The sequence below is a fragment of the Oxalicibacterium faecigallinarum genome (genome assembly GCF_014635705.1).
In the GTDB taxonomy this organism is placed as follows: Bacteria; Pseudomonadota; Gammaproteobacteria; order Burkholderiales; family Burkholderiaceae_D; genus Oxalicibacterium; species Oxalicibacterium faecigallinarum.
On record NZ_BMDI01000003.1, the window covers coordinates 268,173 to 293,898 of the forward strand.

Genomic DNA, 25,726 nt, shown 5'->3' on the forward strand with positions numbered 1-25,726 from the left:
TTACAATCTCTTCTTCAGATAACCCTGCTTCCTGGAGAACTATTATGCGCATCCTGCACACGATGTTGCGTGTCGGCGATTTGCAACGCTCAATCGATTTCTACACCAATGTGCTTGGCATGACCTTGCTGCGCAAGACGGAAAATCCGGAATACAAGTACACGCTGGCATTTGTCGGGTACGGAAAAAATCCGGCTCATGCCGAGCTGGAACTGACGTATAACTGGGGCACAGAAAAATACGAGATGGGATCGGCTTACGGTCATATCGCGATTGCCGTGCCGGATGCATACAAGGCTTGTGCAGAGGTCAAGGCGGCTGGTGGTAACGTCACACGCGAAGCTGGTCCGGTCAAGGGTGGGACGACGGTGATCGCGTTTGTAACCGATCCGGACGGCTACAAGGTTGAGCTCATCGAACGTAAGGAATGGGAAACGGCCGAGCAGTTTTGAGGCTGGGTAACGCGATGCCGTATGAGAACGGCATCGCTCACAGGGCCAAACGTCGGCCTAGAAGATCGGCAGTGTTTCCGGCGCGTGATCGCGCAGGGCCTTTCTGGCAGCGACAAATTCGGGAAACACCGATTGCACTGTTGCCCAGAATTGCGGGCCGTGATTCATTTCGCGCAAATGCGACAACTCGTGCGCAATCACATAATCAATCAGCGGCAACGAGAAGTGGATGAGTCGCCAGTTCAGGCGAATGCGTCCGTCTGCCGTGCAAGAGCCCCATTGCGTCGTCGCCGACGACAGCGCAAACGACTGATAGCTGACGCCGAGCTTTTCTGCGTAAAGCGGTAAGCGTTCGGCAAAGATGCGTTTGGCTTCCAGTTGCAGCCACCCCTGTACACGATCCTTCAATTGCTGTTCTGCAGCATCCTGCGGTAACCCGATCGTCAGCTCTCGCGTTTCGCTATCGTATTGCACACCAACCGCAAGGTTGGCGCGCAGGCGCAGCGTAATGTCGTCGCCAAAGTAAGGCAGTTTGCCGCCATCACGCCATTCCATCTGTGGTTGCAGGCGGCGTGCAGAGCGTTCGCGACGTTCATTGAGCTTGTTAAAAATCCAGCGTTGTTTCTCATGGATCGCGTTATCGATCTCGGTCAGCGTGACCCACTTCGGTGCCGTGATTCGCAAACCATCATCATCGATCATGAATCCGATGGAGCGACGCTTGGATCGCACCAGCGAGTAATCCAATACGTGTTCGCCGATCTGAATGCGACGTTTACCTGCAGGCACCGGCCGTGATGGTTCGCTGGTCGCCGTGGACGGCATTAACGGCGCAGAAGGTGTGGGTGCCGGATGATCCACTTTGGGCTGTGCGGAAAAATCGCCCGCAAAAAAATCGAGCTGCAACGCAAGTTGTTGCGGATCGGGTGCGTTATGGCGAAGCAGCTTCAAAGGTCTGGACTCAGGTTGTTTGATGCGTAGTGGAAGGATCGATTTGTGCGTTCGTGTACACGCCTGGCGAAATCACGCGCATTTCCGATTCTATCCAATTTTCGACCTTGGTCATCAGATCGACCGGATTCATCCCATCGACGTCAATCGGTTTGCCGATCGATACGGTAATGAGTCCCGGCTTTTTAATGAAAGAATTACGTGGCCAGCATTCGCCCGCATTCAATGCAATCGGCACAACGGGCGTGTTGGTTTCTACTGCCAGACGTGCGCCACCGCCTTTGTAGCGACCCTGGCTGCCGACGGGTGTGCGTGTACCTTCCGGGAACATGATGATCCATTGACCATTTGCCAGACGTTGTTTGCCAATGCGCGCGACCATCGCAAAGGCATCTTTGCCATTGCTGCGATCAATCGGGATCATGCGCAACAAAGCAAGCGCCCAGCCAAACAGCGGAATGTAGAGCAACTCCTTCTTCAGTACATACACCAGCGGACGTGGCAGGCTGTAAAAGAGAAAGATGGTCTCCCATGCCGATTGGTGTTTGGCGAGAAGGATAACGGGTTTGTCAGGCAAGTTTTCCTTGCCGATGACGCGATAGTCCATGCCGCAGACAACTTTTCCCAGCCAGACAATGAATACGTTCCAGCGCGAAGTAATGTAATAGCGCTTCTCGTAAGGCAAGGGCAGACTGATGAAGCAGACGAATGCCCAGATGACCGTGGCCAGAAACATGCCGATGGCAAAAACGAGCGAGCGCAAAAAAAGAACAAAGCGGGACATCAAGTCTCCAGAAAAGCGGATAAGGCCGTCATCGGGTTTGCGCAGACGGTGATGAAAGAAGCTGGTCAACCACGCTCGCAAGATCGGCAAAAATTTCTGTGCCTGGCGGGAGTCCGCCTTTGGCAATGGTTTGTTCGCCTTTGCCGGTTTTAACCAGATAGGGTTTGCATCCGACAACAAAGGCTGCCTGCAGATCGCGTAGCGAATCGCCTACCTGCGGCACGCCTTTCAGACTGATATCAAAACGCTGTGCAATTGCTTTCAGCATGCCGGGCTGTGGCTTGCGGCAGTCACAATGTTCGTCGGCACTGTGCGGGCAAAAAAACACGGCATCAATTTCTGCACCAACGGCTTGTGCTGCCTGATGCATCTTTTGATGAATGGCGTTGAGTGTCATGATGTCGAACATGCCGCGTGCGATACCCGACTGATTGGCTGCAACGACCACACGGTAGTCAGCCTGATTCAGGCGTGCGATTGCTTCCAGCGAACCGGGAATCGGCACCCATTCATCCGGCGACTTGATGGGCGTTGCCTGATCCCGATTGATGACGCCATCACGGTCAAGAATGATCAGTTTCATCGCATCACCTTTCGTCGCAGGATTGAATGATCTGGATCAGGACGCCAGACGCGAAATGTCCGCAACCTGGTTCATTGCGGCATGCAGCGTTGCGAGCAAGCCCTGCCGATTTGTGCGGAGAGCGACATCGTCTGCATTGACCATCACGCCATCAAAGAAAGCATCAACCGGCGTCTTCAATGCAGCCAGCGCTTGCAGCGACGCTGTGTAGTCGCCACGCGCAAAAGCAGCATCGGCAGCTGGCTTGACGCTGGTCAGCGTGCTGTTGAGTGCGATTTCTGCATCTTCCTTCAGCAGCGACGGATCGACTTTGGCCGCAACCTCGCCTTCAATTTTCTTCAGGATATTGCTGACGCGTTTGTTGGCGGCGGCAAGACTGGCTGCTTCAGGCAGCGCAGCAAAGGCACGTACGGCAGCGAGGCGACTGGTGACATCCGCCAGACGTTGCGGTTGCAATGCCAACACAGCATCGATTTCCTGCGCACTGTAACCTTGATCGCGCAAGGCATTCGCCAGACGATCAAAGAAGAAACTCAACAAGGCTGCGCGATGCTCGGGGCTCAAACCATTGAATGGCGCTGCAGCAGCATCGATCAATTCATCAATGCCGATGTCGAGTCTGCCTTCGGTCAGCATACGGATGATGCCGAGTGCATGACGACGCAACGCAAACGGATCCTTGTCACCTGACGGTACCTGTCCGATGCTGAACAGACCGACCAGCGTTTCCAGCTTGTCTGCCAGCGCGGCAACGGTGCCGACCGGATTGCGTGGCAAGACATCGCCTGCAAAACGTGGCTTGTAATGATCCTCGATGGCATCGGCAACGACTGCCGGCAGGCCGTCATGTTGCGCGTAGTAACGCCCCATGATGCCTTGCAGTTCCGGGAACTCGCCAACCATATCGGTCAGCAGATCGGTCTTGGCAAGACGGACAGCAGTATCGACCTGCTGTGTGTCCACGCCAAGCTTTGTGGCGATGGCAGCGGCGATTTTTTGTACGCGTTGTACGCGTTCGCCTTGCGTGCCGAGCTTGTTGTGATAGACGACCTTGTCGAGACCGGACAGCCGCGATTCCAGCGACTTCTTGCGATCCTGATCGAAGAAGAACTTGGCATCGGCAAGACGAGGACGCACGACCCGTTCATTGCCGCCGATGACCAAGCTGGCATCGGCTGGGCGGATATTGGAAACGATCAGGAACTTGTTGCTCAGATTGCCTTGTGCATCAAGCAAAGGGAAGTACTTCTGATTGGCCTTCATGGTCAGAATCAGACATTCCTGCGGTACGTCAAGGAAGGCTTCTTCAAACTGGCCGATCAACACGTTTGGACGTTCCACCAGACCGGTGACTTCATCCAGCAATGCATCGTCTTCAATCGGTTGCAGATTGTCGCCAGCCTTTGCTGCAGCTTCTTTCAACTGACGAGCGATTTCGGCACGGCGTGCTTCGAATGAGGGAATGACTGCGCCTTCGTTCGACAATTGTTTTTCGTAGCTGTCGGCATTACGAATGTAGAGCGGATCGATTCCCGCTTCAAAGCGGTGGCCGTGCGTCGTGCTGCCTGATTTCAGGCCGAGTGCAGAAACATTCAGCACATCTGCGCCATGCAAGACGATCAAGCCATGTGCAGGACGGACGAAGTTGACCGACTCCCAGCCATTGGCCAACTGATAGGTCATGACTTTCGGGATTGGCAGTTTTGCCAACGTTTCTTCAAGAGCCTTTTGCACACCTTCTGCAATGGTTGCGCCCGTCACCACGCTATTGAAAAACAATACTTCGGCTTTGCCATCCGACTCGCGTTTGAGCGATGCGACGGCAGATGCATCCGCGCCCAAGGCAGCCAGTTTTTTCAACAGTGCAGGTGTGGCGTTGCCGTCTGCAGTCAGGCCAACGGTAACCGGCATCAGTTTTTGTGCAATCTGTTTGTCGTCAGCCTGTTCACTGACATCAGTGAGATGAATGCCAAGACGACGCGGCGAGGCGAATGCGGTCAATGTACTGTTTGCACCGAGCAGGGCTTGTGCCTTGAGGGATGCCAGCAATCCTTGAGCAAAGGCATCACCGATTTTCTTCAGTGCCTTTGGTGGCAGTTCTTCGACGAACAGTTCGATCAGGAGATTCTTGTTGCTCATGCCGCTTCCTTCTCGATCTGGGCCAGCACTTCGGCGGCATGTTCAGGGTTGGCCATCGGGAAGCCGAGACGTGCACGGCTGTCGAGGTAGCTGCGCGCCACACTGCGCGCAAGGTTGCGAATGCGGCCAATGTAGGCAGCGCGCTCCGTGACCGAGATCGCGCCACGCGCATCCAGCAGGTTGAAGGTGTGAGCCGCTTTCAACACTTGTTCGTAAGCCGGCAAGGCGAGTTTGTTGTCCATCAGATTGAGCGCCTGCTTTTCGTGTGCGCCGAATGCGGTGAACAGGAAATCGACATCGCTGTGTTCGAAGTTGTAGGTCGATTGCTCGACTTCATTCTGTTTGTAGACATCGCCGTAGCTGATCTTCTTGCCATTGTTTTCAGTCCAGACCAGATCGTAGACATTGTCGACGCCTTGCAGATACATCGCGAGGCGTTCAAGGCCGTAGGTAATTTCGCCGGTGATCGGCTTGCAGTTGATACCGCCGACTTGCTGGAAGTAGGTGAACTGCGTGACTTCCATGCCGTTGAGCCAGACTTCCCAGCCAAGTCCCCACGCGCCGAGCGTTGGATTTTCCCAGTCATCTTCAACAAAGCGAATGTCGTTCTGGCGCAGATCGAAACCGAGTGCCTCCAGCGACCCAAGGTACAGCTCAAGAATATTGGCTGGTGCCGGTTTCAGGACCACCTGAAACTGGTAATAGTGCTGCAGACGATTCGGGTTCTCGCCATAGCGGCCATCTTTGGGGCGGCGTGATGGCTGCACATAGGCGGCTTTCCACGGCTCAGGTCCGATGGCGCGCAGGAAGGTCGCGGTATGAGAGGTGCCAGCACCGACTTCCATATCGTAGGGCTGCAGCAGGGCGCAGCCTTGTGCATCCCAATAGGACTGCAGCTTGAGAATGATTTGTTGAAATGTGAGCATCTTGGTTACTTTGGCTGTCGCCGTGACAAGGCGAGCGGGCAGGGTTGCCGAAACCCTAGATTTTAACGGGTTTTAGGCAGCTCTAGTAAGCGGAGGCGCAGTTTTGACGTCTTCCCACCCTTGACGAAATGATCAGGAATGTCGGCGCCGGCGACCAAGGAGTATCGCGCCCAGCAAGAGCAGCGCTGCAATCCCGACAATCAGGCTATTACCAAGAATAATGTAGGGCGTTGCGCCACGATAGCCCTGGACTGAAGCGGTCAATACACCCAGCGTGAAGGGGGCAAGCTCGGCAGTGATACTGCCTTTGGGACCGATGATGGCGGTGGCGCCGGTATTGGTGGCGCGCAGCATGGGGCGCCCGGTTTCCAGTGCGCGCATCTGTGAAATCTGTAGATGCTGCGGCAAGGCGACGGAATCACCAAACCAGGCGATGTTGGAGAGATTCAGCAGCATGCTGGCCTCAGGTGTGCCATTTGAGCGGCTGGCACGCAACTGATCGGCTATTTCCTCGCCAAACAAATCTTCATAGCAAATGTTGGGCAAAACCCATTGGTCTTTCACCGCGAACGGCAACGGTGTCTTGCTGCCGCGCGTGAAGTCGCCAAGCGGGATGTGCATCATGTTTACGAACCAGCGGAAACCGAATGGAATGAATTCGCCAAATGGCACCAGATGATGCTTGTCGTAGCGGTACAGCGAGGGCGTAGTATCGGTCGACGTCGGGCTGATTCCGATCACGCTGTTTGCATATGACACGGGATCATCGCTGACTGGTACGCCGATGGCGAGATGGCTATTCGATGCAGTCGCGTAGCTGGCAAGACGTGGCAGATAATCGGCCGGCAATTGATGGAGCAATAACGGTAGTGCGGTTTCCGGTGTGGCGATCAGATCGGCCGGCATGGCACGGATCATGTCTTCGTACTGGCGCAAGGTCAGGTTGGCCTGATGTGCATCAAACTTGATTTCCTGCGGGACATTACCTTGCAGCAGGCGCACCGAGATGGGAGTCCCATGTGGCTGAGTCCAGTCGATGTACTGCAGGCCCAAGCCGGCGATCAGGAGCAGCACAGGCAATGCCATGATTTTTTTGCAGCGGGGAAGCAGCACTAGGGAGGCAGCAACCAACGCCGCCAGCCAGCCGATGCCGTACACGCCGATCACCGGCGCAAAGCCGGCCAGCGGGCTGGCGGTGTGGGCATACCCGGAAGCGACCCATGGAAAGCCGGTAAAGATCCAGCCGCGCGTCCACTCTGCCAAAACCCAGACGGCTGGCAAGACCAGTAAAAGATACAGTGGCAGCGACAGTTGCCAGCGTGTGCGTATCCAGCTGGCTAGGCCTGCGGCACCGGCAACCAGCAGTCCGAGAAAGGCGGCCAGCAGAAATACCGCGAGTGCCGCCATGGCAGACGGCATGCCGCCATACACGTGCATGCTGATATAAAGCCAGTACACGCCGCTTACCAGCCATCCGGTGCCGAATGCCCATCCGGTCAGACATGACTGTTTGAATGTGGTGTGCTGCGTCAGCAGATAAAACAGAAGCGCCAGCGTGGCGATCTGCAAGGGCCACCAGCCGAATGGTGCAAACGCAAACACGTTGCTCATGCCAGCGATCAATGCCAGCAAGATCGCGGTCAAGGGCGGCATGTTGGTCAGGTGGTGTTTGATCAAATCGCGAAGTGGTGATGTGACGGTGCTGACGCCGGCGAAAGGCCGGCTTCAACCGGACCTTCAGTTTTCAGCAATTTCTTCATCCGGAACGGGCAGCTTCTCAACCAGCAGCATGTGGATGTGACGCGCATCGGCGCGAACGATGCGAAAACGCAGGTGCTCGATTTCGACTTCCTCATCCTTGTGCGGCACGCGTGCCAGATGATCGGTGATGAAACCGCCAATGGTTTCGACGTTCGGATTGACCAGTGTGGTTCCCAGCTCCTCGTTGAACTGGGCAATTTCGGTCTGTGCCTTGACGCGCCAGCGCGGGCCTTCCTTGCCGGCCGCAATCGCGAGGATATTGTCTTCTTCCTCGTCGAAATCGTATTCATCCTCGATGTCGCCGACGATCTGTTCCAGCACGTCTTCAATCGTGATCAGTCCGGCTACACCACCGTACTCATCGACCACGATCGCCATGTGATTGTGCTTGGAACGAAAGTCGGTCAGCAGCACATTCAGCCGCTTGGACTCGGGAATAAAGACCGCCTTGCGCAGTTTCTGGCGCACATCGAAGGATTCTTCTGCGTAGTAGCGCAGCAGATCCTTGGCCATCAGAATGCCGACCACGTTATCGCGTTCGCCATCGACGGCAGGGAAGCGCGAATGGGCTGTTTCCAGCACCATCGGCAGCCATTCTTCGATGGGTTTGCTGATGTCGATCACATCCATTTGCGCACGCGTGACCATGATGTCGCGCGCAGACAGTTCGGAAACCTGGAATACGCCTTCGATCATCGACATCGCATCGGCGTCGATCAGGTTGCGTTCATGGGCATCCTGCAGGATGGCGAGGAGTTCGGTACGACTTTCGGGTTCTGGCGCCATCAGCGCCGTCAGACGTTCAAATAACGAGCGATGCGGTTTGGCGTCGCTGGGTCTGTCAGAAGGTGAGTTGTCTTGCATAAGGCGAAATGCCGGTGCGGAAGGTAGTTCAAGGACAGTCAGGATACAACAAAACGACCCGAGGTCTCAAAAAGCGCCGAGTCGTTGTTTGCAGCCTGACAAGATGGCTTTATGCGTCGTCTTCTTTTTCGAGCGGCTGGCCGCGAAAATAGGCACGGAATTCCAGCACGATATGCAATCCCCAGAAAACCCACAGGGGAAGTGCAAAAACACACAATGCGTAGAGCAAGGCGTTCATGGTGACCTCGGCATCAAAGAGTTTGATACGGATTGGGGAAACCTAGTGTTGCCAAAATTTCTACTTCCAAGGCTTCCATCTCATCGGCTTCATCATCCGATTCGTGGTCATAACCTTGAGCATGAAGCATGCCATGAATTACAAGGTGTGCGGCATGCGCGAGCAAAGTTTTTTTCTGTTCACTGGCTTCGCGCACCAATACTTCCGAGCAAAAGATAATGTCTGCCTGCGTATCGTCTTCTTCATCTTCCGTATAGGCAAAAGTCAGGACATTGGTCGCGTAATCCTTGCCGCGATAGGCCTGATTCAACGCACGTCCTTCCTCTGCATCAACAAATCGCAAGGTAATTTGTGCTGGTGCAAACAAGGCAGCCTTGGCCCAGCGCCGTAGCAAAGGGCGTGTCAAAGTTTCTTGCAAACTGGCATCGGCGTATTGAACCGACAGTGTGAGTTTATTTGTCTGTTGCATGTTTGCTCACAGTGCGCTTTGGGGCAGATTTTGCGGCAGCCTTGGCTGCAGGTTTTGTCGTCGCCTTTGTCGCAGTCTTGGACGCTACTTTGGTTGCAGGTGTCTTGGCTTGATCGTAGGCATCGACAATCCGTGCAACCAGCGGATGACGGACAACGTCCGCGCTCGAGAAGCGTGTAAAGGCCAAGCCGCGTACATCGCTCAAGACGTCAATGGCTTCCACCAGTCCGCTCTTTTGATGTTGCTGCAGATCGATCTGTGTGATGTCGCCCGTGATCACTGCCTTGCTGCCAAAACCGATACGGGTCAGGAACATCTTCATCTGCTCCGGCGTGGTGTTTTGCGCTTCATCCAGAATCACGAAAGCATGATTGAGTGTGCGTCCGCGCATGTAAGCCAGAGGTGCGATTTCGATCGCGTTCTTCTCGAACATCTTTTGCGTGCGGTCGAAACCCAGCAGATCGTACAACGCGTCGTACAGCGGGCGCAGATAGGGATCAATCTTCTGAGCCAGATCGCCGGGCAGAAAGCCGAGGCGTTCGCCAGCTTCCACCGCTGGACGAGTCAGGATGATGCGTTTGACCGCGTCACGCTCCAGCGCATCGACGGCGCAGGCAACAGCCAGATAGGTCTTGCCCGTACCAGCCGGGCCGACGCCAAACGTGATGTCGTGTTCGGTGATCGCTTTCAGATACTGGATCTGATGCGGTGTACGGCCACGCAGATCGTGCTTGCGTGTCTTGAGCACGATGGGTGCGTCGACGACCGATTCGACCGCTTTCTTTTTGTTGCTGCCTTTGGATTGCGGCGCAACGATCAGGTCCGGTTCTGCCAGTTCGGCACGCTGTTCTACCAGTGCAAGCTGCACTTCTTCAAGCGGAATGATGCGGTCGGCTTGAGCGTAGAACTGTTCGAGAATCGCGACAGCGCGTTCGGCGTTGCTGCCACTGACGATGAATTTTTCACCACGGCGGAAGACGGTAACATCCAGCGCGGCAGAAATCTGGCGCAGGTTCTCGTCCATCGGGCCGCACAGATGCGCGAGCCGTTTGTTGTCGAGTGGCTCGGGGATGAAATAGGATGGCAGGACGGCGGTTTTTGTTTTCAATGTGTTTGTGGGTAAAGACTTACTGTTTGACGACGATCTCACCGCGTAGCGTGTAACCATGCGACTGCGTGATGTTGAGATCGACCATTTGCCCGATCAGTCGGTCGCCATGCGGGCCACCTGCGAAATTGACGACACGATTGTTCTCGGTGCGGCCTTGCAGATCGCCTTCTTCTTTCTTGGCGGCGCTTTCAACCAGCACGCGCTGAATCGTGCCCACCATTTCATCGCTATAGCGACGGGTGTTGGCATCGATGGTCGCTTGCAGGCGCTGGAGACGCTTGAGTTTGACTTCGTGTGGCGTATCGTCTTCCAGATTCGCCGCTGGCGTGCCGGGACGCGGGCTGAAGATGAAACTGAAGCTGTTGTCGTAGCCGATGTCGGTAATCAGCTTCATCATTGCTTCAAAGTCTTCATCGGTTTCACCCGGGAAGCCGACAATGAAATCGGATGAGATCGAGATGTTCGGCCGGATCGCGCGCAACTTGCGCAGTACGGATTTGTATTCGAGCGAGGTATAGCCACGCTTCATCGCCGCAAGAATGCGATCCGAGCCGTGTTGGGCTGGCAGATACAGATGATCGACCAGCTTTGGCACTTTGGCATACGTATCGATCAGGCGTTGCGTGAATTCCTTCGGATGGCTGGTGACGAAACGGATGCGTTCGATGCCGGGCAGCTCCGCGATGTATTCAATCAGCAAGGCGAAGTCGGCAATTTCGCCGTCTTCCATCTTGCCGCGATAGGCATTGACGTTCTGACCCAGCAGCGTGATTTCCTTTACGCCTTGTGCTTCGAGTCCGGCAACTTCGGCCAGCACGTCTTCAAAGCGACGCGAGACTTCTTCGCCGCGTGTGTAAGGTACGACACAGTAGCTGCAATACTTGCTGCAGCCTTCCATGATGGAGACGAATGCGGTCGCGCCTTCCACCTTGGCGGGCGGCATGTGATCGAATTTCTCGATTTCCGGAAAGCTGATATCGACCTGCGAACGGCCGGTGGAGCGGCGTTGCTTGAGCATATCCGGCAGGCGATGCAAAGTCTGCGGTCCGAACACCAGATCGACATACGGTGCTCGTTTGACGATGGCATCCCCTTCCTGAGAGGCCACGCAACCGCCGACGCCAATCAACAGATCGGGATTGGTACGCTTGAGTTCACGCAAGCGGCCGAGATCGGAAAAAACCTTCTCCTGTGCCTTTTCGCGTACGGAGCACGTGTTCAGCAAAATCACGTCCGCATCTTCCGGACGATCCGTCTTGATCAGACCATCGGACGCGCCCAGCACGTCGACCATCTTGTCCGAGTCGTACTCGTTCATCTGGCAACCGAAGGTCTTGATGTATATCTTTTTCTGCATGTAATGACTGACTAATAAATTCGAATGAAGGCGCGAGTAACGTGCAATGTAGTGCAATAAATCGAATGCGCCGAAACGGAGAGGTCGCTACAACCGTTATTTGGCCGCATCCCTTTTAGGTAAGGGTTTCTTGATCTCTTCGTCGCTCAAAATCCAGACGCGATCAATGTTACCTTCCATGTTCTCTGTGTAATTCACGGTGAACTTGCGGCCGTACAGCGCAACCGGCATTTCGATCAGATTCTGTTTGTTGCGAATCCAGGCACCCGGCGACAGTGTACGATCCTTGCCATCGAGGACAACCTGTGGATGCTTGCCGATCATGATCTCGCCCCGCTTGGTGATCGGCGGAAATGGCCGTTCAAAAGCATGTGCGGGCAGCATGGCTGCGGCCAGTGCACAACTGATCACAATATGACGCATCGACATGTTGATATCCGTTCGGGCGGAAAGACGAGGAAGGCGTGCGCAGGCAGCTGAGCGGTGCTAAAAAGACTTGAAAAAGCGGCAAAACCGCACAAAGTGATCAAGGCACGAACACGCGAAATGATATCACGCCGCCTATGCGTGCTTGTTCACAGACAGCGTTGTGCGCATTTGTTACAACTGTGGCAAGCTAACGCAATAATCTATTCTCAACCTGCTAAGGATCACAAATGGCAACCAAGAAAACCAACCCAACCAAGATCGATATCGGCATTTCTGAAAAAGACCGCGCAAAAATTGCGGAAGGACTCTCCGGCTTTCTGGCTGACAGCTACACGCTGTACCTGATGACCCATAACTTCCACTGGAATGTGACCGGTCCGATGTTTACCAGCCTGCACGCCATGTTCATGACCCAGTACACCGAACAATGGGCGGCGCTGGACGAAATCGCCGAACGTATCCGTGCACTCGGTTATCCGGCGCCGGGGACTTACGCACAATTTGCCAAACTGGCGACCGTAAAGGAAGTTGCCGGCGTGCCAAAAGCGCTGGACATGGTGGCGCATCTGGTTGCTGCCCATGAGGCGACGGCGCGTACCGGTCGTAACATTTTCCCGCTGGTTGATAAAGCAAACGACCAGCCGACCGCCGATTTGCTGACGCGTCGTCTGGAAATCCATGAAAAAACCGCATGGATGCTGCGCAGCCTGCTGGAAGAATAAGGAGCGCAGGGCGTATCCCGCTCTGATTTTTTGCTTCTATCAAGCCCGCACCGTTTATCCGGTGCGGGCTTTTTTCATGGGCCAGACCTTATGCAGGAACTGCATTTGCAATCACGAATTACTTCGTAGTCGGGAACTGAAGGCAGCGTTATAGTGACTTTGCCCTCTGTCATTCCTTGATTTTCGTGGTTTGGCCCTCACCGAAACGTGAGGGTCTTTTTTTGCCTATGCCCTATGTATGAATATCACGTGCGGCAATAGGCGCCCGGACTGAAAAACAAAAAACCCGCCTTGCAGAAGCAGGGCGGGTTTCAGGTTGTTCCGGAGAACACATTCTTGGTGGTGATAGGTGGACTTGAACCACCGACCCCAGCATTATGAGTGCTGTGCTCTAACCAACTGAGCTATATCACCAGATAGCCAGAGATTATGTCGGCTTTCGGTAAGGCTGTCAATATGTGTATTTTGTTGTCGTCCGTGCAAGAGGACGTCACGATGTCGCGTCAGGCAGGCGTGTCTGGATCAGTTGCCGCACGGCTTGTGGGGCATCAGGTCTTAGGCAGTCGATGATCTGCCGGTCAGGCATGGAGCGTAGCCAGGTGATCTGCCGTTTGGCGAGCTGGCGCGTGGCGACGATGCCTTTTTCGCGAAGTTCGGCCACGTCGTACAGACCATCTAGATATTCCCATGTCTGCCGATAGCCGACGCAGCGGATTGATGGCAAGCCAGGATGTAAATCGCCACGACGGCGCAGCATCTCAACCTCGTCGATCAGCCCGCCATCACGTAACATGGCATCAAAACGCTGGGCGATGCGACGATGCAAGACGCCGCGATCGGAAGGTTCCAAGGCGATGGGCAGCAAATCAAAAGGCAATGCCACCTTCGGTGCACGTGCCAGCAGGGACGACATTGGCTGACCCGTCAGCAGATAAATTTCCAGTGCCCGCTGAATTCGTTGTGAGTCATTGGGTTTGAGGCGTGCTGCGGTTTCCGGATCAATCGTGGCCAGACGTGCATGCAGCGCCGGCGTGCCCAATGCTGCTTCATCTTGATCGAGTGCCGCGCGGGTAGCGGCATCTGCCTGCGGTAAGTCATCGAGTCCATCCCGCAAACCCTTGAAGTACAGCATGGTGCCGCCGACCAGCAAGGGCAACTTGCCGCGCGTCTGAATCTCGGCGACGAGGCGAATCGCATCCTGACGAAATTGCATGACCGAATAGGCATCCAGCGGATCGAGAATGTCGATCAGATGATGGGGCACCTGTGCCTGTTCTTCCTTGGTAGGTTTGGCGGTGCCGATATCCATGCCGCGATAGACGAGGGCGGAATCCACCGAGATGATTTCTGATGGAATGTGCGCGGCAATGTCGAGCGCAGCGGCAGTCTTGCCGGACGCGGTTGGTCCCATGATCGCGACAGCCAGTGGTTTGCGGACGGCGGTGTTCATACGCAATGCGATGCCATCATTGACCGCGCTGGAACAATTTATCCAGATCGGAAAGGCTGAGCTGAACCCACGTCGGTCTGCCGTGGTTGCACTGATCGGAGCGCTCGGTGGCTTCCATCTGGCGCAACAAGGCGTTCATTTCCGGAATGGTCAGGATGCGATTGGCGCGGACTGCTGTATGGCAGGCCAATGTGCCCAGCATTTCATTGCGTCTTTCAAGCAGGACGCGCGAGCCGCCGAATTCGCGTACATCGCGCAACACGTCGCGTGCCAGCGATTGTGCGTCGGCGTTCTTCAATAAAACAGGCACTGCACGCACGGCCAGTGTGGTGGGCGACAGGGCGGTGATGTCGAACCCGAGCGAGCGCAGGATCTCCTGATTTTCGCTCGCCGTGCCGACATCGACTTCATCGGCGTAAAACGTGACGGGAATCAGCAGTGGTTGCACCTGCATGGCATCACTGTCCAGCGCGTTCTTCAATTGCTCATACAAGATGCGCTCATGCGCTGCATGCATGTCGATCAGTGCCAGTCCCTTGCGGTTCTGTGCCAGAACAAAGATGCCGTGTAACTGGGCGATCGCAAAGCCGAGCGGATATTCCTCGTCCTCTGGCATGGATTGCGGCGGTGCTGCTGCGGCAGAGGCAAGGCCGCTGTTCGTATAGGACGGCGTTGCAGGGGATGCCGTGGCAGCGGCAAAAAAGTTGCCGTAGTTTTCCGTGCTCTGTGCAACGCCCTGATTGCTGCTGCCCGAGTTGAACTGCATGCCAAACGAGGTTTGCTGTTGCTCGCGCAGCCATGGCAGCACAGATGATGGTGCGGGTGTTGGTGCCGGCGCTGCGCCATGCGCAGTCGCAGAAGTCTGCGCAAGCGCACGCTGGACGGCATGAAAGACAAACTGATGGACGGCGCGACTGTCGCGGAAACGCACTTCGATCTTGGACGGATGCACATTGACATCCACCAGCGAGGGATCAAGATCGAGACTGATCACATAAGACGGATAGCGATCACCATGCAGCACATCCTGATAGGCAGAGCGCACTGCATGCGTGAGCAACTTGTCGCGCACGAAGCGGCCATTGACATAAAAGTACTGTGCATCGGCGCGTGCCTTGGAGGCGGTCGGCAAACCGATAAAGCCATGCAGATGCAACGGGCCTGCCTGCTCGTCAATTGGCAGACGCGCGCCGGAAAATTCATTGCCCAGCACTTGGGCGCTGCGCTTGGCGATGTCGTTGACGGTCCAGTGGTCGACGGTTTTGCCGTTATGCGTAAGGGAGAATGCAACGTCGGGACGAGAAAGCGCAATGCGACGGACGACTTCGGCGCAATGACCGAATTCGGTTTGTTCTGTTTTCAGAAACTTGCGACGTGCCGGCGTGTTGAAGTAAAGGTCCTGCACATCGATCGTGGTGCCGACGGCACCGGCGGATGGTACGACTTGCGACTGATGGTTGCCGACGATTTCCCATGCATGTTCGGCATCGGCGGTACGCGAGGTCAGTGTCAGTTGTGCGACTGAAGCGATGGAGGCGAGTGCCTCGCCGCGAAAGCCGAGAGTGGCCACGTTTTCCAGTTCGGTCAGCGAAGCAATCTTGGAGGTCGCGTGCCGTGCCAGCGCCAGTGGCATCTGATCCGGCGTGATGCCGCGTCCATTGTCGGTAATCGCAATGCGTTTGACGCCGCCTTGCTCAAGACGGACGGTGATCTGTGTTGCCCCGGCATCGAGCGCGTTTTCCAGCAACTCCTTGACGACAGCGGAAGGTCGTTCGACGACTTCGCCTGCGGCAATTTGCGAAATGAGCTGATCGGAAAGCGGCTGGATCGGACGGAAGGAAGGCTGGGTTGCGTGCATCCCGGCATTATAGCGGTTGCATGCCGGTGGATTGCCTTGCCTGGCGCAGGGCAGCGGATTGCAAAATCATGGGCATTCCATCGCAAACGGTCTGCTCAGGTATCATGAGCGGGCAATCAAGGAGAATTATGGATTTCATGCAGTTCTTCGACATGATCTTGCATGTCGACAAGTATCTCGGTGTGTTCATCACACAGTACGGCCCTTTGATTTATCTGGTGTTGTTTGCCATCATTTTCAGCGAAACGGGTCTGGTTATTTTTCCTTTTCTGCCGGGCGATACCTTGCTGTTCATCGCCGGTGCCTTTTGTGCATCCGGTGCCATGCATATCGGCTTGCTGCTGTTTTTGCTGAGCGCGGCGGCAATTCTTGGCAATACGGTCAATTATCTGATCGGTGCCCGAATCGGCGATAAGGTCTATACGCATGACTATCGCTGGCTGGATCGGGCTGCCTTGCAGCGCACGCATGCGTTCTATGAAAATCATGGCGGGAAATTTCTGGTGATGGCGCGCTTTCTGCCCATCGTGCGTACCTTTGCGCCATTCGTTGCGGGCGTGTCGAAAATGACGTTTGCCAAGTTTCAGTTATTTAACTGTGCCGGCGCGTTTCTCTGGATCGTGGGTTTGGTGACGGCCGGCTACTTGTTCGGCAATATTCCGATCATTCGCGATCATCTCAGCACCATCGTCCTGACTGGGGTGGCTGCCGCAACGGTGCCGGTTCTGTTTGGCGTGTTGTGGAAGCTGTGCAAGCGCGTGTCTGGCAAGCCTTCGCAACCCTCCTAAAAGACTGCGCAAGGTTTGCACAGTCTTACATCATGCGGCCTTTGGCCAGCGGCGGGTTTTTTGCGAAGTAGCGCTTGATGCCTTGCGCGATCGCTTCTGCCATCTTGTCCTGATAGGCATTGTCATTGAGTTTGGCTTCTTCTTCCGGATTGGAGATGAACGCGGTCTCGATCAGGATGCTTGGAATGTCCGGTGCCTTGAGCACGGCAAAACCTGCCTGCTCGACCGCATTCTTGTGCAGGCGATTGATGCCGCCAATTTCCTGTAACACGGCCTTGCCGAGCTTGAGACTGTCGTTGATCTGTGCCGTGGTAGACAGATCAAACAGGACGCTCGCCAATTGTTTGTCGGCGCCGTTTTTCAGATTGGCGCCACCGATCAGATCGGCCGCATTTTCCTTGTTGGCCAGCCAGCGCGCCGCGGTCGAACTGGCACCTTTTTCCGATAGTGCAAAAACGGAAGAGCCATTGGCAGTCGGCTTGACGAAGGCATCGGCGTGGATCGACACAAACAGGTCGGCATTCACTCGGCGTGCTTTCTGGACGCGCGTGCCGAGCGGGACAAAGTAGTCGCCGTCACGCGTGAGCATCACGCGCATATTCGGCTCACGTTCCAGCTTGGCCTTGAGTCGCTTGGCAATAGACAGAACGATATTCTTTTCATAACTGCCGCGACGCCCGATCGCCCCCGGATCTTCGCCACCATGACCCGGATCGAGCGCAATCGTCAGCATGCGCGTGACCTGTGGCGCTGTGTTCGGCTTTGGACCGGGTTTGGGTTCGGCAAAAGGCGGCGTGTTTTCTGCCAGTGGCGGAGTCGGTGACGACAATCCGCTATCTACCGGATCGTCGAGTGACCATTTGCCTTCGCGGATCAGGGCGGCAATCGGATCAGGCGGATTGACCGGATACAAGTCGAAGACAAGGCGATGCTGGTACTCGGCGATCGGTGCCAACGTAAACACCTGCGGATTGACTTCTTCCTTGAGATCGAACACAAGGCGCACAACATGCGGCTTGTTTTGTCCCACGCGAATCTGGCTGACGTAAGGATCGTTGGGCTGAACCTTGGCCACCAGACTCTTGAGTGTCGGGCTGAGGTCGATGCCTTCAATATCGATGACCAGCCGCTCCGGATTCTTGAGCGTGAAATGCTGGGTCTTGAGGTCGCTGTCGTTTTCCAGCGTGATGCGTGTGTAGTCTTCGGCAGGCCACATGCGCACAGCGAGAATCTGTGCGGCCCGAGCGGTCAGTGGCGTCAGAAGCGAGATGAGAAGCGTGCCCCCGGCCTTGAGAACCGTGCGGCGTCTTTTGGCAATTACAGATTGGGTGCGAATTTCAGTCGGTTCAGACATGCATTACCTTGATCGGACAACGCCAACAATTCTACATCACGCCCCTGCCCGGCTACAGAGAGGGAAATCCGCAGATCGGGATTGGGCAAAACGCCATCGGCCTTTTCCGGCCACTCGATGATGCAGACGGTTTCAGCGTTGAAATGTTCCCGAAAACCTGCATCGAGAAATTCTTCGGGACCGCTCATGCGATACAAATCGAAATGCACCACCTGCAACGAGCCGCTTGCCGTCTCGATCGTATAGGGTTCTGCCAGTGTGTAGGTTGGACTTTTTACGCGTCCGTCATATCCCAGTGCGTGTAGCATCGCGCGCGTCAATGCCGTTTTGCCGGCGCCCAGATCGCCATGCAGATACAGCGTCATGCCGGGCGTGATGGCGTGGGCAAGAGCCGTACCCAGCGCCAGCGTGGCGGCTTCTTCGTGCAGGTGCGCGGTGATATGGTCGGGCATGGGATGAGCTTAATGCGGGAACAGCCGTTACTGTAACAGCGCCAGCCACACAGGCAAGGTTCCCATCGATAGCAGCGTGCCTGCAGAAATGAGGAAGGCAGTGAAGGGGCCGTTGCCGCCCATACGAACGGCCAGCACATAGCAGCTTGAAGCGGTGGGCAAGGCGGCAAACATGACAACCATCGTCAGTTGCGCCGGCGGCAGATTGGCCCAGATGCCCAGTGCATACGTGATTGCGGGCACAGCAATCAGTTTGACGGCGAGAAACCATGCGGTAATGCCTTTGGATTCGTTCAGGCCGGTCATGCGCAACCCGGCTCCGACCATGATCAGGCCAAGCGCGATCGATGCGTTGCCCAGACGGGACAGGAAGGCGGAGGCCAGCTCCGGTAACTGAAAGCCCGCAATATTGAACAGGACGCCGCTCATGGTGGCCATCAGCAGCGGGTTCTTCAGCAATTCCAGCAGCAGGCCACCCTTGTCTTTGACCAGCGCATGCACCGCGCCCATATTGCACAAGGGGACGGCGAAGCCGATGATCAGACCCATCAGTGAGGTACCCTCAGCGCCACCAAGACGACTGGCGATTGCCAGAGCGATATAAGAATTGAAACGAAACGCCGTTTGGACCCCCGATTCGAAAATCATTGGGCCGACCTTGAATAACGGTTTCGCCAGCCAGCCAAGCAGAATGCCGCTGATGCAGGCCGCCATGGCAATCTGCAAAAACGTGCCGGTTTTCGAAAAGTCGATCGGTGAACGTGCCGTGGAATAAAACAGCAGGGCAGGAAACAGGATGTAGTAAATCATCCGTTCCATGCCTTCCCAGAAAGGCGCGCCCCATTTGGTGACGCGAATCAGTATCGCGCCGAAGAGAATCAGCAGGAAGTCCGGCAGCAGGATGTTGACGATATGCATGGAAGATCAGCGCGAGCCAATAAAAGTCGTCAATAAAAGGAAAAGGACAACAGCAGCGGATGCAAGGCCTGAATCTGTACCTCTTATACTGTCGCCCGTATGATGCCGGTAAACTCTTGCTGCTAACTTACTTGAAGCGTGTGTCGACTTACTTGAGCAGACGCGCCAGTTCGACCGCCGTCTTGACATTCATCTTGTCGAAGATATGGGCACGATGGACTTCCACTGTGCGCATGCTGATGCCCAGCTTGTCGGCGATGACCTTGTTCATCTTGCCTTCGAGGATCAGATCCAGCACTTCACGCTCGCGGCTCGACAATGCAGCCAGACGCGTATGGATGGCGGCGCTGGCAATCGCTTCTTCCGAGGCAATCAACGCTTCCTGTACACGATCCATCAACTTGTTGTCGTTGAACGGCTTTTCAAAGAAGTCGAAGGCTCCGCGTTTGAGCGCATCGACTGCCATCGGCACGTCGCCGTGGCCCGTCAGGAAAATGACAGGGAAGGTTTGTGTCAGGCCGCGTGTCGCCAGCAGATCGAACAGGGCGATGCCACTCAGATCGGGCATGCGGACATCGAGCAACAGTGCATGGCCTTGCATGCCGGTACGTGTCATGTTGTCCAGCATGGCGAGGAAAGCCTTGCCGCTTTCATGCGGAATGGCGGTGATGCCACGTGACTTGGCAAGCCACATGAGCGAATCACGGATTACTTCTTCGTCGTCAATAATGTGCAGCATGTAAAAATCCTGTCAGTCAGCCATACCGGACCTTTGATCACGGTATTTCGTGCAGCGAAAACGCGGTTATCGTGCCCGAAGGAAACGCAGAGCGTGTTATAGAAGCGTTATTTTAGCCGGTCTGTGACGTTCTGACCGTTGATCCGATCCAGCGATTGTGTGCGGCTGGTACGTATGCCGGCAAGGAAAAACGGAAAATCGTGCCGCCGCCCGGATTGTCTTCATGTGTCAGCGAGCCGCCGTGGAACTCGATGGCGGTGCGACAAATGGATAGTCCCATGCCCATGCCGTCAGCCTTGGTCGAGAAGAATGGCGAATACAGGCGTGCTGCCACATCCGGTGAAATTCCGTGACCATGATCGATGATCGAGACCACCACATTGTGTGTGCGCACCTGATCGCGTTCGGCCGTGATGCGAAGGATCTGTTTGGCCGGCGCGACATACTGCATGGATTCGATCGCGTTACGCGTCAGGTTCAGCAACACCTGTTCCAGCAGGACACGGTCCGCCAGGACCGGTGGCAGATCTTCCGGCACATCGATTTCGATCGAGACAAAATACTTTTGCGCCTGCAATTCCACCAGTGGTGTCACGCTTTCGATCAGTTCCGCAACGGTGATCGGTGCACGTGTCGGCTCGCGCTTCTTGACAAAGGTGTGCACGCTTCGAATAATCTGGCCGGCCCGCTGGGCCTGGGTGTTGGTCTTGTCCAGAGCTTCCTGCAGCATGCCCAGATCCAGGTTTTTCGGATGCTTGGTATCCAGCATATTGAGTGCGCCGGTGGTGTAGCTTGAGATGGCTGCCAAGGGCTGATTCAGTTCATGCGCAAGTGTGGAAGCAATCTCACCCATGGTCGCCAGACGGGCACTGGCTTGCAATTTTTCCTGTTGTTGACGGTTCAGGTCTTCGACGCGTTTGCGGTCCGAGATGTCCAGAATCGAGCCCATCCATCCGGTTTGCTTGCCGGTGTCATCGACCAGGGGCGATTCGAAGAACAGTACCGGAATGCGTGTGCCATCGGCATGGCGAAGGATGGTTTCAAAGCCTTGTGGCGGCAGGTTGCCGGCGACGACCTGCGCAAAACGACGCTGATATTCGTTCATGGCTTCCGGTGCCCAGTAGGGCATCGGTGGGCTGCGGCCGACAATTTCTTCTGCCGGCATGCCCACCATCTCACAGAAGGCCGGATTGACATACGTGATCCGGCCTTCGAGATCGCGCGCCCGCAGGCCGGTGATCAGGGAGTTTTCCATCGCGACCCGGAAGGTGACCTGTTCGCGCAATGCCGATTCGGCCGCGTTGCGTCGGGCAATATCACGCCACAGTGCAATCAGGCTCCACATCAGGCCGACCGACAGCAGAATGATCGCGTCAACCAGCAGACTCGGCAGCAGTTTGGGAGCACCCTTGATGCTGTCGGTTGCCAGTTGCAGCGATACGCCAGCCAGATTGAGGGCCCGGCGATGGGTGTAGATGCCGCGTCCGGCACCACCGGAAGCGCGTTTGTGGATGACGGTGCCATTGATGTCGGTCAGTGCGATCTCATTGTCCTGCGCAAACCACCACGGCACCATGTCATCCAGAATACTGGACGCGAGATAACTGGCAATGATGCTGCCGGCATACTGGTCTTCGACAAAAATCGGGACGTGATAATCGAGCATGACGGGGCCCGTCTTGTCGGCCGCCGGCTGGCTGTATAACGCGGATCGGGTTGTGCGCGCACGCTGATCGGTTTCCCTGGATGGCGTGGACAGTACGTCCAGCGACATCATGGTTTCGTCTGTGGAGGTCAGCAGTTTCCCGTAGGCGTCCAGATAGATGATGCGGTGAATTTCGTGATTGTTGCGGATCAGATTTTCCATCCGGTCCTGCAGGCGCGACCCGCGCAGGTAGCCTGCTGCGACTTCGGCCGCCATCAGGCTCAGGCTTTCCTCGTTACGCTGCAACTGAAAACGGATGGTTTGTTCGACCCAAAGGGAATCGGCGACCAGTTGCTCCTGACGCTCTGCTGTTTCCTGTTCCTTTTCATGGATGGGTAGCCAGATCAGGGTGGTGATGAACAGCAGGCCCAGAAAAAGCGGCAACAACCAGCGCCACGCCTGTTTGCGGCTGGGAAGGCTGAAGTTGGAGAAGCGTAGCTGTTTTGACATCATATCGAACATGTATTGCAGGCAATGGGCAGACGATGGGAAAACCATCGGCGCGAATCGTGCACAGTGGCGAGCCGTATTGCATGCAGGCATTGCATGACGAGGTGCATCACGGTATGGTTCATGCAGGCATCACGATACGCCGGTTGAGAGCATCATGAAGGTTTGCGGTTATCCACACTTGTGACCGTGCAGGCGACTGCGCATAGTACCAACAAAACTATAATTCGAGACTCCTGAATCGCGCATGAAAAAAGCAAGAAACTTGCATCTGCTTTTGCTTGGCCTGTTATTGTCACTGGTCAGTGCAATCGTCTCTGCGCAAACCACTACCGTCATCAAGTTCAGCCTGGTTGCCGAAAGCGACACGCCCAAGGCCAAGGCCGCGTTGCGTTTCAAGGAACTGGTCGAGCATGCCAGCCAGAGACGCATGCGTGTGGACGTTTATCCCAACAATCTGTTGTACAAGGAATCGGACGAGCTGGAAGCCCTGCAGCTCGGTGCGATTCAAATGCTGGCGCCGACCTTGTCACGCCTGTCGCAATTCGGCTTGCACGAATTTGAAGTCTTCGATCTGCCGTTTCTGTTCAAGGATCGTGCGGCTGTGGCGCGCGTGACTGAAGGCTCGATTGGCAAGGCCTTGCTGAAGAAAGTGGAAAGCAAAGGCATGGTCGGGTTGGCCTATTGGGATAACGGATTCAAGGTCATGACCGCTAATCGTGCTGTGCAGATGCCACGTGACTTTGCCGGCCTGAAGATGCGTATTTATCCATCGCGCGTGCTGGACAAGCAGATGGATGCGTTAGGCGCCATGCCGCAAATCATTGATGCCAAACAGATTCATCTGGCAATGAAAGCCAAGCTGATCGATGGTGGTGAAGGCATTCCGCTCAGTATCTACACGCGCAAGCTGGATGAAGTGCAGACCAACCTGACGGTTTCCAATCATGGTTACATGGGCAGCGCGGTCGTCGTCAACAAAAAATTCTGGGAAGGTCTGCCTTCTACATCGCGGACCATCATTGAGCGCGCCTTGCGCGAGGCAACGGTATACGGCAATGACCTCGCCGAGCAAGCCAATGCCGAAGCACTGGCTGCCTTGAAAAAACAGAATCATCTGCATTTTCACACCTTGAGTGAGAACGAGGAGCGTGCATGGCGCGAAGCCTTGCTGCCGGTGCGCACTGATCTGGAAAATCGCATCGGCAAAGCGATTGTTTCTGCCGTGATGACCGAAACCAGCCGCGTGCGTCCAGTCGTACCTTAGGCTGTCTCTTTACTCTGCTTCTATATAGAAGGACGCAGATGGAAGGGAATACAAGCAGCCTCCTTCATTTTCCTACCTGATCAAATAGTTGCCTTTGGCATGTCATTTTTCGCGGCCGCGCGACACGTTCGCATTTCGTAATGTTTGAATAAATGTTCGACGCAGACGCAACAGGCATGCGCATGATCTTTGTTGCAGGCCGCAAATAAAATCGTTAGTCTTGGATCACGCAAGCCTCGTGAAAGGTTTGATTCATACAATGAGGCGCGATTTGAGTAGGGTGACAGGGATATCAAACTGATATGTCTGTCGGAGTGTATCAAGACATCGGCACCACGTGCTCTCGTCGCGATGCTTTCAAAAAATAATGAAATCAGGAGACATCAAATGCGTAAAACAATCCTTAAGACGCTGGCTGGTCTGACGCTGCTCGCCGGCGCCTTTGGCGCATCCGCCCAAAATTATCCGAACAAGCCGATCACGATGGTCGTGCCATTTGCTGCAGGTGGTCCAACCGATACGGTGGCGCGTCTGGTGGCCCAGTCGATGGGTAACACGCTCAAGCAAACCATCATCGTGGAGAACGTCGGCGGCGCGGGTGGCACGATCGGTGCTGCACGCGTGGCGAAGTCGCCAAATGACGGTTACACCGTTTTCCTGCATCACATCGGCATGTCGACGGCGCCATCGCTGTATCGCAAGCTGAGCTACAACGCGATTGATGATTTCGAGCCAGTCGGTCTGATCACCGATGTGCCAATGACGTTCATCGCCCGTGGCAACTTTCCGGCCAAGGATTTCAAAGATCTGCTGACCTACGTGAAAGCCAACAAAGCCACCGTGACATATGCCAACGCCGGCGTGGGTTCGGCTTCGCACCTGTGCGGCATGCTGTTCATGACGGCAATCGATACCGAGCTGACCACCGTGCCATATAAAGGTACCGGCCCGGCAATGAATGACATTCTGGGTGGTCAGGTCGACTTTATGTGTGATCAGACCACCAACACGACCAGCCAGATTAAAAGCGGCAAGGTCAAGGCTTACGCTGTGACGACCAAAACACGCGTCCCATCGTTGCCAAATCTGCCAACCATGAACGAAGCCGGCTTGCCTGGCTTTGAAGTCGCGGTCTGGCACGGACTGTATGCTCCGAAGGGCACACCGAAACCAGTGATTGACGCGTTGTCGTCGGCGCTGAAAGTGGCTCTGAAAGATCCGACAGTCGTCCAACGCTTTGCCGATCTGGGTACCGAACCTGTTGCACAGGATAAGGCAACCCCGGAAGCACTGCGTGCGCACCTGAAGGCAGAAATTGCCAAATGGGCACCAATCATCAAGAAAGCTGGCGTTTACGCGGACTGATTGATTATTCCTTGCAGGAGGGTCGGGCGGATGAGGTATCATCCGCCCGCCGCGCATTCCCGCGGCAATAACCAGTCGCACAATGCAGCAGTAACTGAGATTTAAACGGGAGCAGGCATGCCGTCATTCATTAAACATCACAAGGACTTCTGGACCGGAGTCATTTTTATCTTCTTCGGTCTGGCCGCCATCATTATCGGTCGTGACTACAACATGGGCACGGCAGGTCGTATGGGCCCAGCCTATTTCCCGACGGTGCTCGGCGGATTGCTGGCGGTCGTTGGTCTGATCGCCGTCATCCGCTCGTTCTTTCGTGAAGAAACCGATCCGATGGGCCGGTTTGCGGTGAAGGAGTGCATTCTTGTTTTGTTGGGTGTGGTGTTGTTTGCTTTTCTGGTGCGTGGCGGCGGTCTGGTCGCAGCCGTCATGGCGCTGATGCTGGTGAGTGCGCTGGCCAGTTCCAAATTCAACTGGCGCACCAGTATTCCCGTGGCGATTGGCGTCACGGCCTTTTCGGTACTCGTATTCATCAAGGCGCTGGGATTGCCATTGTCAATCGTCGGCCCATGGTTCGGCGGTTGATCGGACAGTCAG

Annotated in this window: 25 protein-coding genes and 1 tRNA gene; 6 read left to right on the forward strand and 20 right to left on the reverse strand. The window is 55.5% G+C overall.

Annotated elements, in window-relative coordinates:
• Positions 1–44: 44 nt before the first annotated feature.
• Positions 45–452, forward strand: a complete 408-nt coding sequence (gloA, locus tag IEV29_RS14745; RefSeq protein WP_188382089.1) for a lactoylglutathione lyase — start codon at positions 45–47, stop codon at positions 450–452.
• A 57-nt stretch (positions 453–509) separates the two neighbouring features.
• Here the strand turns inward: gloA and IEV29_RS14750 are convergent, their stop codons facing one another.
• The 12 genes from IEV29_RS14750 to IEV29_RS14800 form a co-directional block, all read right to left on the reverse strand.
• Positions 510–1,403 carry a M48 family metallopeptidase gene (locus IEV29_RS14750; protein ID WP_188382090.1) on the reverse strand — a complete coding sequence of 298 codons (894 nt, stop codon included), beginning with the start codon at positions 1,401–1,403 and terminating at the stop codon, positions 510–512.
• A gap of 10 nt (positions 1,404–1,413) precedes the next feature.
• Positions 1,414–2,187, reverse strand: coding sequence for a lysophospholipid acyltransferase family protein (locus IEV29_RS14755; RefSeq protein ID WP_188382091.1), 774 nt, complete (start codon positions 2,185–2,187; stop codon positions 1,414–1,416).
• 28 nt (positions 2,188–2,215) lie between these two features.
• Positions 2,216–2,770: a D-glycero-beta-D-manno-heptose 1,7-bisphosphate 7-phosphatase gene (gmhB, locus tag IEV29_RS14760; RefSeq protein ID WP_188382092.1), complete on the reverse strand. Its 555-nt coding sequence runs from the start codon at positions 2,768–2,770 to the stop codon at positions 2,216–2,218.
• Positions 2,771–2,806: 36 nt separating this feature from the next.
• Positions 2,807–4,909, reverse strand: a complete 2,103-nt coding sequence (gene glyS, locus IEV29_RS14765) for a glycine--tRNA ligase subunit beta (protein WP_188382093.1) — start codon at positions 4,907–4,909, stop codon at positions 2,807–2,809.
• A complete protein-coding gene (gene glyQ / locus IEV29_RS14770; protein ID WP_188382094.1) occupies positions 4,906–5,835 on the reverse strand; it encodes a glycine--tRNA ligase subunit alpha in 930 nt (309 codons plus the stop codon). The genes glyS and glyQ overlap by 4 nt, the downstream gene beginning before the upstream one ends.
• A 132-nt stretch (positions 5,836–5,967) precedes the next feature.
• Positions 5,968–7,488 carry an apolipoprotein N-acyltransferase gene (gene lnt / locus IEV29_RS14775; RefSeq protein WP_188382163.1) on the reverse strand — a complete coding sequence of 507 codons (1,521 nt, stop codon included), beginning with the start codon at positions 7,486–7,488 and terminating at the stop codon, positions 5,968–5,970.
• An 84-nt stretch (positions 7,489–7,572) separates the two neighbouring features.
• Positions 7,573–8,460 (reverse strand): CorC family transporter, encoded by an 888-nt coding sequence (locus tag IEV29_RS14780; protein WP_188382095.1) that lies wholly within the window; start codon positions 8,458–8,460, stop codon positions 7,573–7,575.
• Positions 8,461–8,569: 109 nt separating this feature from the next.
• Positions 8,570–8,698 carry a hypothetical protein gene (locus IEV29_RS16305; protein ID WP_268234313.1) on the reverse strand — a complete coding sequence of 43 codons (129 nt, stop codon included), beginning with the start codon at positions 8,696–8,698 and terminating at the stop codon, positions 8,570–8,572.
• Positions 8,699–8,711: 13 nt separating this feature from the next.
• Entirely contained in the window at positions 8,712–9,167 is a 456-nt protein-coding gene (gene ybeY / locus IEV29_RS14785; protein ID WP_188382096.1) for an rRNA maturation RNase YbeY, read from the reverse strand.
• Entirely contained in the window at positions 9,151–10,275 is a 1,125-nt protein-coding gene (locus IEV29_RS14790; RefSeq protein WP_188382097.1) for a PhoH family protein, read from the reverse strand. Before IEV29_RS14790 ends, ybeY begins: the two co-directional genes overlap by 17 nt.
• Positions 10,276–10,294: 19 nt before the next feature.
• Positions 10,295–11,635, reverse strand: coding sequence for a tRNA (N6-isopentenyl adenosine(37)-C2)-methylthiotransferase MiaB (gene miaB / locus IEV29_RS14795; protein ID WP_188382098.1), 1,341 nt, complete (start codon positions 11,633–11,635; stop codon positions 10,295–10,297).
• Positions 11,636–11,731: 96 nt separating this feature from the next.
• Positions 11,732–12,064, reverse strand: coding sequence for a hypothetical protein (locus tag IEV29_RS14800; RefSeq protein WP_229726428.1), 333 nt, complete (start codon positions 12,062–12,064; stop codon positions 11,732–11,734).
• Positions 12,065–12,291: 227 nt separating this feature from the next.
• Between IEV29_RS14800 and IEV29_RS14805 the strand changes: the two genes are divergently transcribed.
• Complete coding sequence (locus tag IEV29_RS14805; protein WP_188382099.1) at positions 12,292–12,786, forward strand: Dps family protein; 495 nt, start codon at positions 12,292–12,294, stop codon at positions 12,784–12,786.
• Between the two features lie 337 nt (positions 12,787–13,123).
• On the opposite strand, the gene IEV29_RS14810 is transcribed toward IEV29_RS14805, so the two are convergent.
• The 3 genes from IEV29_RS14810 to mutL all read right to left on the reverse strand — a co-directional run bounded on the left by IEV29_RS14810 (position 13,124) and on the right by mutL (position 16,094).
• Positions 13,124–13,200, reverse strand: a tRNA-Met gene (locus IEV29_RS14810).
• Positions 13,201–13,276: 76 nt separating this feature from the next.
• Positions 13,277–14,236, reverse strand: a complete 960-nt coding sequence (miaA, locus tag IEV29_RS14815) for a tRNA (adenosine(37)-N6)-dimethylallyltransferase MiaA (protein ID WP_188382100.1) — start codon at positions 14,234–14,236, stop codon at positions 13,277–13,279.
• Positions 14,237–14,252: 16 nt separating this feature from the next.
• A complete protein-coding gene (gene mutL, locus IEV29_RS14820; RefSeq protein ID WP_188382101.1) occupies positions 14,253–16,094 on the reverse strand; it encodes a DNA mismatch repair endonuclease MutL in 1,842 nt (613 codons plus the stop codon).
• Between the two features lie 128 nt (positions 16,095–16,222).
• Here mutL and IEV29_RS14825 point away from each other — a divergent pair, with 128 nt between their 5' ends.
• Positions 16,223–16,882, forward strand: a complete 660-nt coding sequence (locus IEV29_RS14825; protein ID WP_188382102.1) for a VTT domain-containing protein — start codon at positions 16,223–16,225, stop codon at positions 16,880–16,882.
• A 25-nt stretch (positions 16,883–16,907) separates the two neighbouring features.
• On the opposite strand, the gene IEV29_RS14830 is transcribed toward IEV29_RS14825, so the two are convergent.
• The 5 genes from IEV29_RS14830 to IEV29_RS14850 all read right to left on the reverse strand — a co-directional run bounded on the left by IEV29_RS14830 (position 16,908) and on the right by IEV29_RS14850 (position 22,503).
• A complete protein-coding gene (locus tag IEV29_RS14830) occupies positions 16,908–18,236 on the reverse strand; it encodes an N-acetylmuramoyl-L-alanine amidase (protein WP_188382103.1) in 1,329 nt (442 codons plus the stop codon).
• Entirely contained in the window at positions 18,200–18,688 is a 489-nt protein-coding gene (tsaE, locus tag IEV29_RS14835) for a tRNA (adenosine(37)-N6)-threonylcarbamoyltransferase complex ATPase subunit type 1 TsaE (protein ID WP_188382104.1), read from the reverse strand. Before tsaE ends, IEV29_RS14830 begins: the two co-directional genes overlap by 37 nt.
• A gap of 27 nt (positions 18,689–18,715) precedes the next feature.
• Positions 18,716–19,606: an AEC family transporter gene (locus IEV29_RS14840; protein WP_188382105.1), complete on the reverse strand. Its 891-nt coding sequence runs from the start codon at positions 19,604–19,606 to the stop codon at positions 18,716–18,718.
• A gap of 148 nt (positions 19,607–19,754) precedes the next feature.
• Positions 19,755–20,345 carry a response regulator transcription factor gene (locus IEV29_RS14845; protein ID WP_188382106.1) on the reverse strand — a complete coding sequence of 197 codons (591 nt, stop codon included), beginning with the start codon at positions 20,343–20,345 and terminating at the stop codon, positions 19,755–19,757.
• A gap of 112 nt (positions 20,346–20,457) precedes the next feature.
• Positions 20,458–22,503 carry a PAS domain S-box protein gene (locus IEV29_RS14850; RefSeq protein WP_373868147.1) on the reverse strand — a complete coding sequence of 682 codons (2,046 nt, stop codon included), beginning with the start codon at positions 22,501–22,503 and terminating at the stop codon, positions 20,458–20,460.
• Positions 22,504–22,747: 244 nt separating this feature from the next.
• On the opposite strand from IEV29_RS14850, the gene IEV29_RS14855 reads away from it, so the two are divergent.
• The 3 genes from IEV29_RS14855 to IEV29_RS14865 all read left to right on the forward strand — a co-directional run bounded on the left by IEV29_RS14855 (position 22,748) and on the right by IEV29_RS14865 (position 25,714).
• Positions 22,748–23,767 carry a DctP family TRAP transporter solute-binding subunit gene (locus IEV29_RS14855; protein WP_188382108.1) on the forward strand — a complete coding sequence of 340 codons (1,020 nt, stop codon included), beginning with the start codon at positions 22,748–22,750 and terminating at the stop codon, positions 23,765–23,767.
• 387 nt (positions 23,768–24,154) lie between these two features.
• On the forward strand, positions 24,155–25,132 hold the full coding sequence (locus tag IEV29_RS14860; RefSeq protein ID WP_188382109.1) for a tripartite tricarboxylate transporter substrate binding protein BugD: 978 nt from the start codon (positions 24,155–24,157) through the stop codon (positions 25,130–25,132).
• A gap of 117 nt (positions 25,133–25,249) precedes the next feature.
• Positions 25,250–25,714 carry a tripartite tricarboxylate transporter TctB family protein gene (locus tag IEV29_RS14865; RefSeq protein ID WP_188382110.1) on the forward strand — a complete coding sequence of 155 codons (465 nt, stop codon included), beginning with the start codon at positions 25,250–25,252 and terminating at the stop codon, positions 25,712–25,714.
• Positions 25,715–25,726: the final 12 nt, after the last annotated feature.

Excerpts from the sequence above, each read along its gene's own strand:
- tsaE (WP_188382104.1), bottom strand. The coding sequence starts at position 18,688 with ATGCCCGACCATATCACCGCGCACCTGCACGAAGAAGCCGCCACGCTG.
- IEV29_RS14825 (WP_188382102.1), top strand. The coding sequence starts at position 16,223 with ATGGATTTCATGCAGTTCTTCGACATGATCTTGCATGTCGACAAGTAT.
- gmhB (WP_188382092.1), bottom strand. The coding sequence starts at position 2,770 with ATGAAACTGATCATTCTTGACCGTGATGGCGTCATCAATCGGGATCAG.
- IEV29_RS16305 (WP_268234313.1), bottom strand. The coding sequence starts at position 8,698 with ATGAACGCCTTGCTCTACGCATTGTGTGTTTTTGCACTTCCCCTGTGG.
- glyS (WP_188382093.1), bottom strand. The coding sequence starts at position 4,909 with ATGAGCAACAAGAATCTCCTGATCGAACTGTTCGTCGAAGAACTGCCA.
- IEV29_RS14865 (WP_188382110.1), top strand. The coding sequence starts at position 25,250 with ATGCCGTCATTCATTAAACATCACAAGGACTTCTGGACCGGAGTCATT.
- miaA (WP_188382100.1), bottom strand. The coding sequence starts at position 14,236 with ATGAACACCGCCGTCCGCAAACCACTGGCTGTCGCGATCATGGGACCA.
- ybeY (WP_188382096.1), bottom strand. The coding sequence starts at position 9,167 with ATGCAACAGACAAATAAACTCACACTGTCGGTTCAATACGCCGATGCC.
- IEV29_RS14860 (WP_188382109.1), top strand. The coding sequence starts at position 24,155 with ATGCGTAAAACAATCCTTAAGACGCTGGCTGGTCTGACGCTGCTCGCC.
- gloA (WP_188382089.1), top strand. The coding sequence starts at position 45 with ATGCGCATCCTGCACACGATGTTGCGTGTCGGCGATTTGCAACGCTCA.
- glyQ (WP_188382094.1), bottom strand. The coding sequence starts at position 5,835 with ATGCTCACATTTCAACAAATCATTCTCAAGCTGCAGTCCTATTGGGAT.
- IEV29_RS14780 (WP_188382095.1), bottom strand. The coding sequence starts at position 8,460 with ATGCAAGACAACTCACCTTCTGACAGACCCAGCGACGCCAAACCGCAT.
- IEV29_RS14855 (WP_188382108.1), top strand. The coding sequence starts at position 22,748 with ATGAAAAAAGCAAGAAACTTGCATCTGCTTTTGCTTGGCCTGTTATTG.
- mutL (WP_188382101.1), bottom strand. The coding sequence starts at position 16,094 with ATGCACGCAACCCAGCCTTCCTTCCGTCCGATCCAGCCGCTTTCCGAT.
- IEV29_RS14850 (WP_373868147.1), bottom strand. The coding sequence starts at position 22,503 with ATGATGTCAAAACAGCTACGCTTCTCCAACTTCAGCCTTCCCAGCCGC.
- IEV29_RS14755 (WP_188382091.1), bottom strand. The coding sequence starts at position 2,187 with ATGTCCCGCTTTGTTCTTTTTTTGCGCTCGCTCGTTTTTGCCATCGGC.
- IEV29_RS14840 (WP_188382105.1), bottom strand. The coding sequence starts at position 19,606 with ATGCATATCGTCAACATCCTGCTGCCGGACTTCCTGCTGATTCTCTTC.
- miaB (WP_188382098.1), bottom strand. The coding sequence starts at position 11,635 with ATGCAGAAAAAGATATACATCAAGACCTTCGGTTGCCAGATGAACGAG.
- IEV29_RS14805 (WP_188382099.1), top strand. The coding sequence starts at position 12,292 with ATGGCAACCAAGAAAACCAACCCAACCAAGATCGATATCGGCATTTCT.
- IEV29_RS14800 (WP_229726428.1), bottom strand. The coding sequence starts at position 12,064 with ATGTCGATGCGTCATATTGTGATCAGTTGTGCACTGGCCGCAGCCATG.
- IEV29_RS14830 (WP_188382103.1), bottom strand. The coding sequence starts at position 18,236 with ATGTCTGAACCGACTGAAATTCGCACCCAATCTGTAATTGCCAAAAGA.
- IEV29_RS14845 (WP_188382106.1), bottom strand. The coding sequence starts at position 20,345 with ATGCTGCACATTATTGACGACGAAGAAGTAATCCGTGATTCGCTCATG.
- lnt (WP_188382163.1), bottom strand. The coding sequence starts at position 7,488 with ATGCCGCCCTTGACCGCGATCTTGCTGGCATTGATCGCTGGCATGAGC.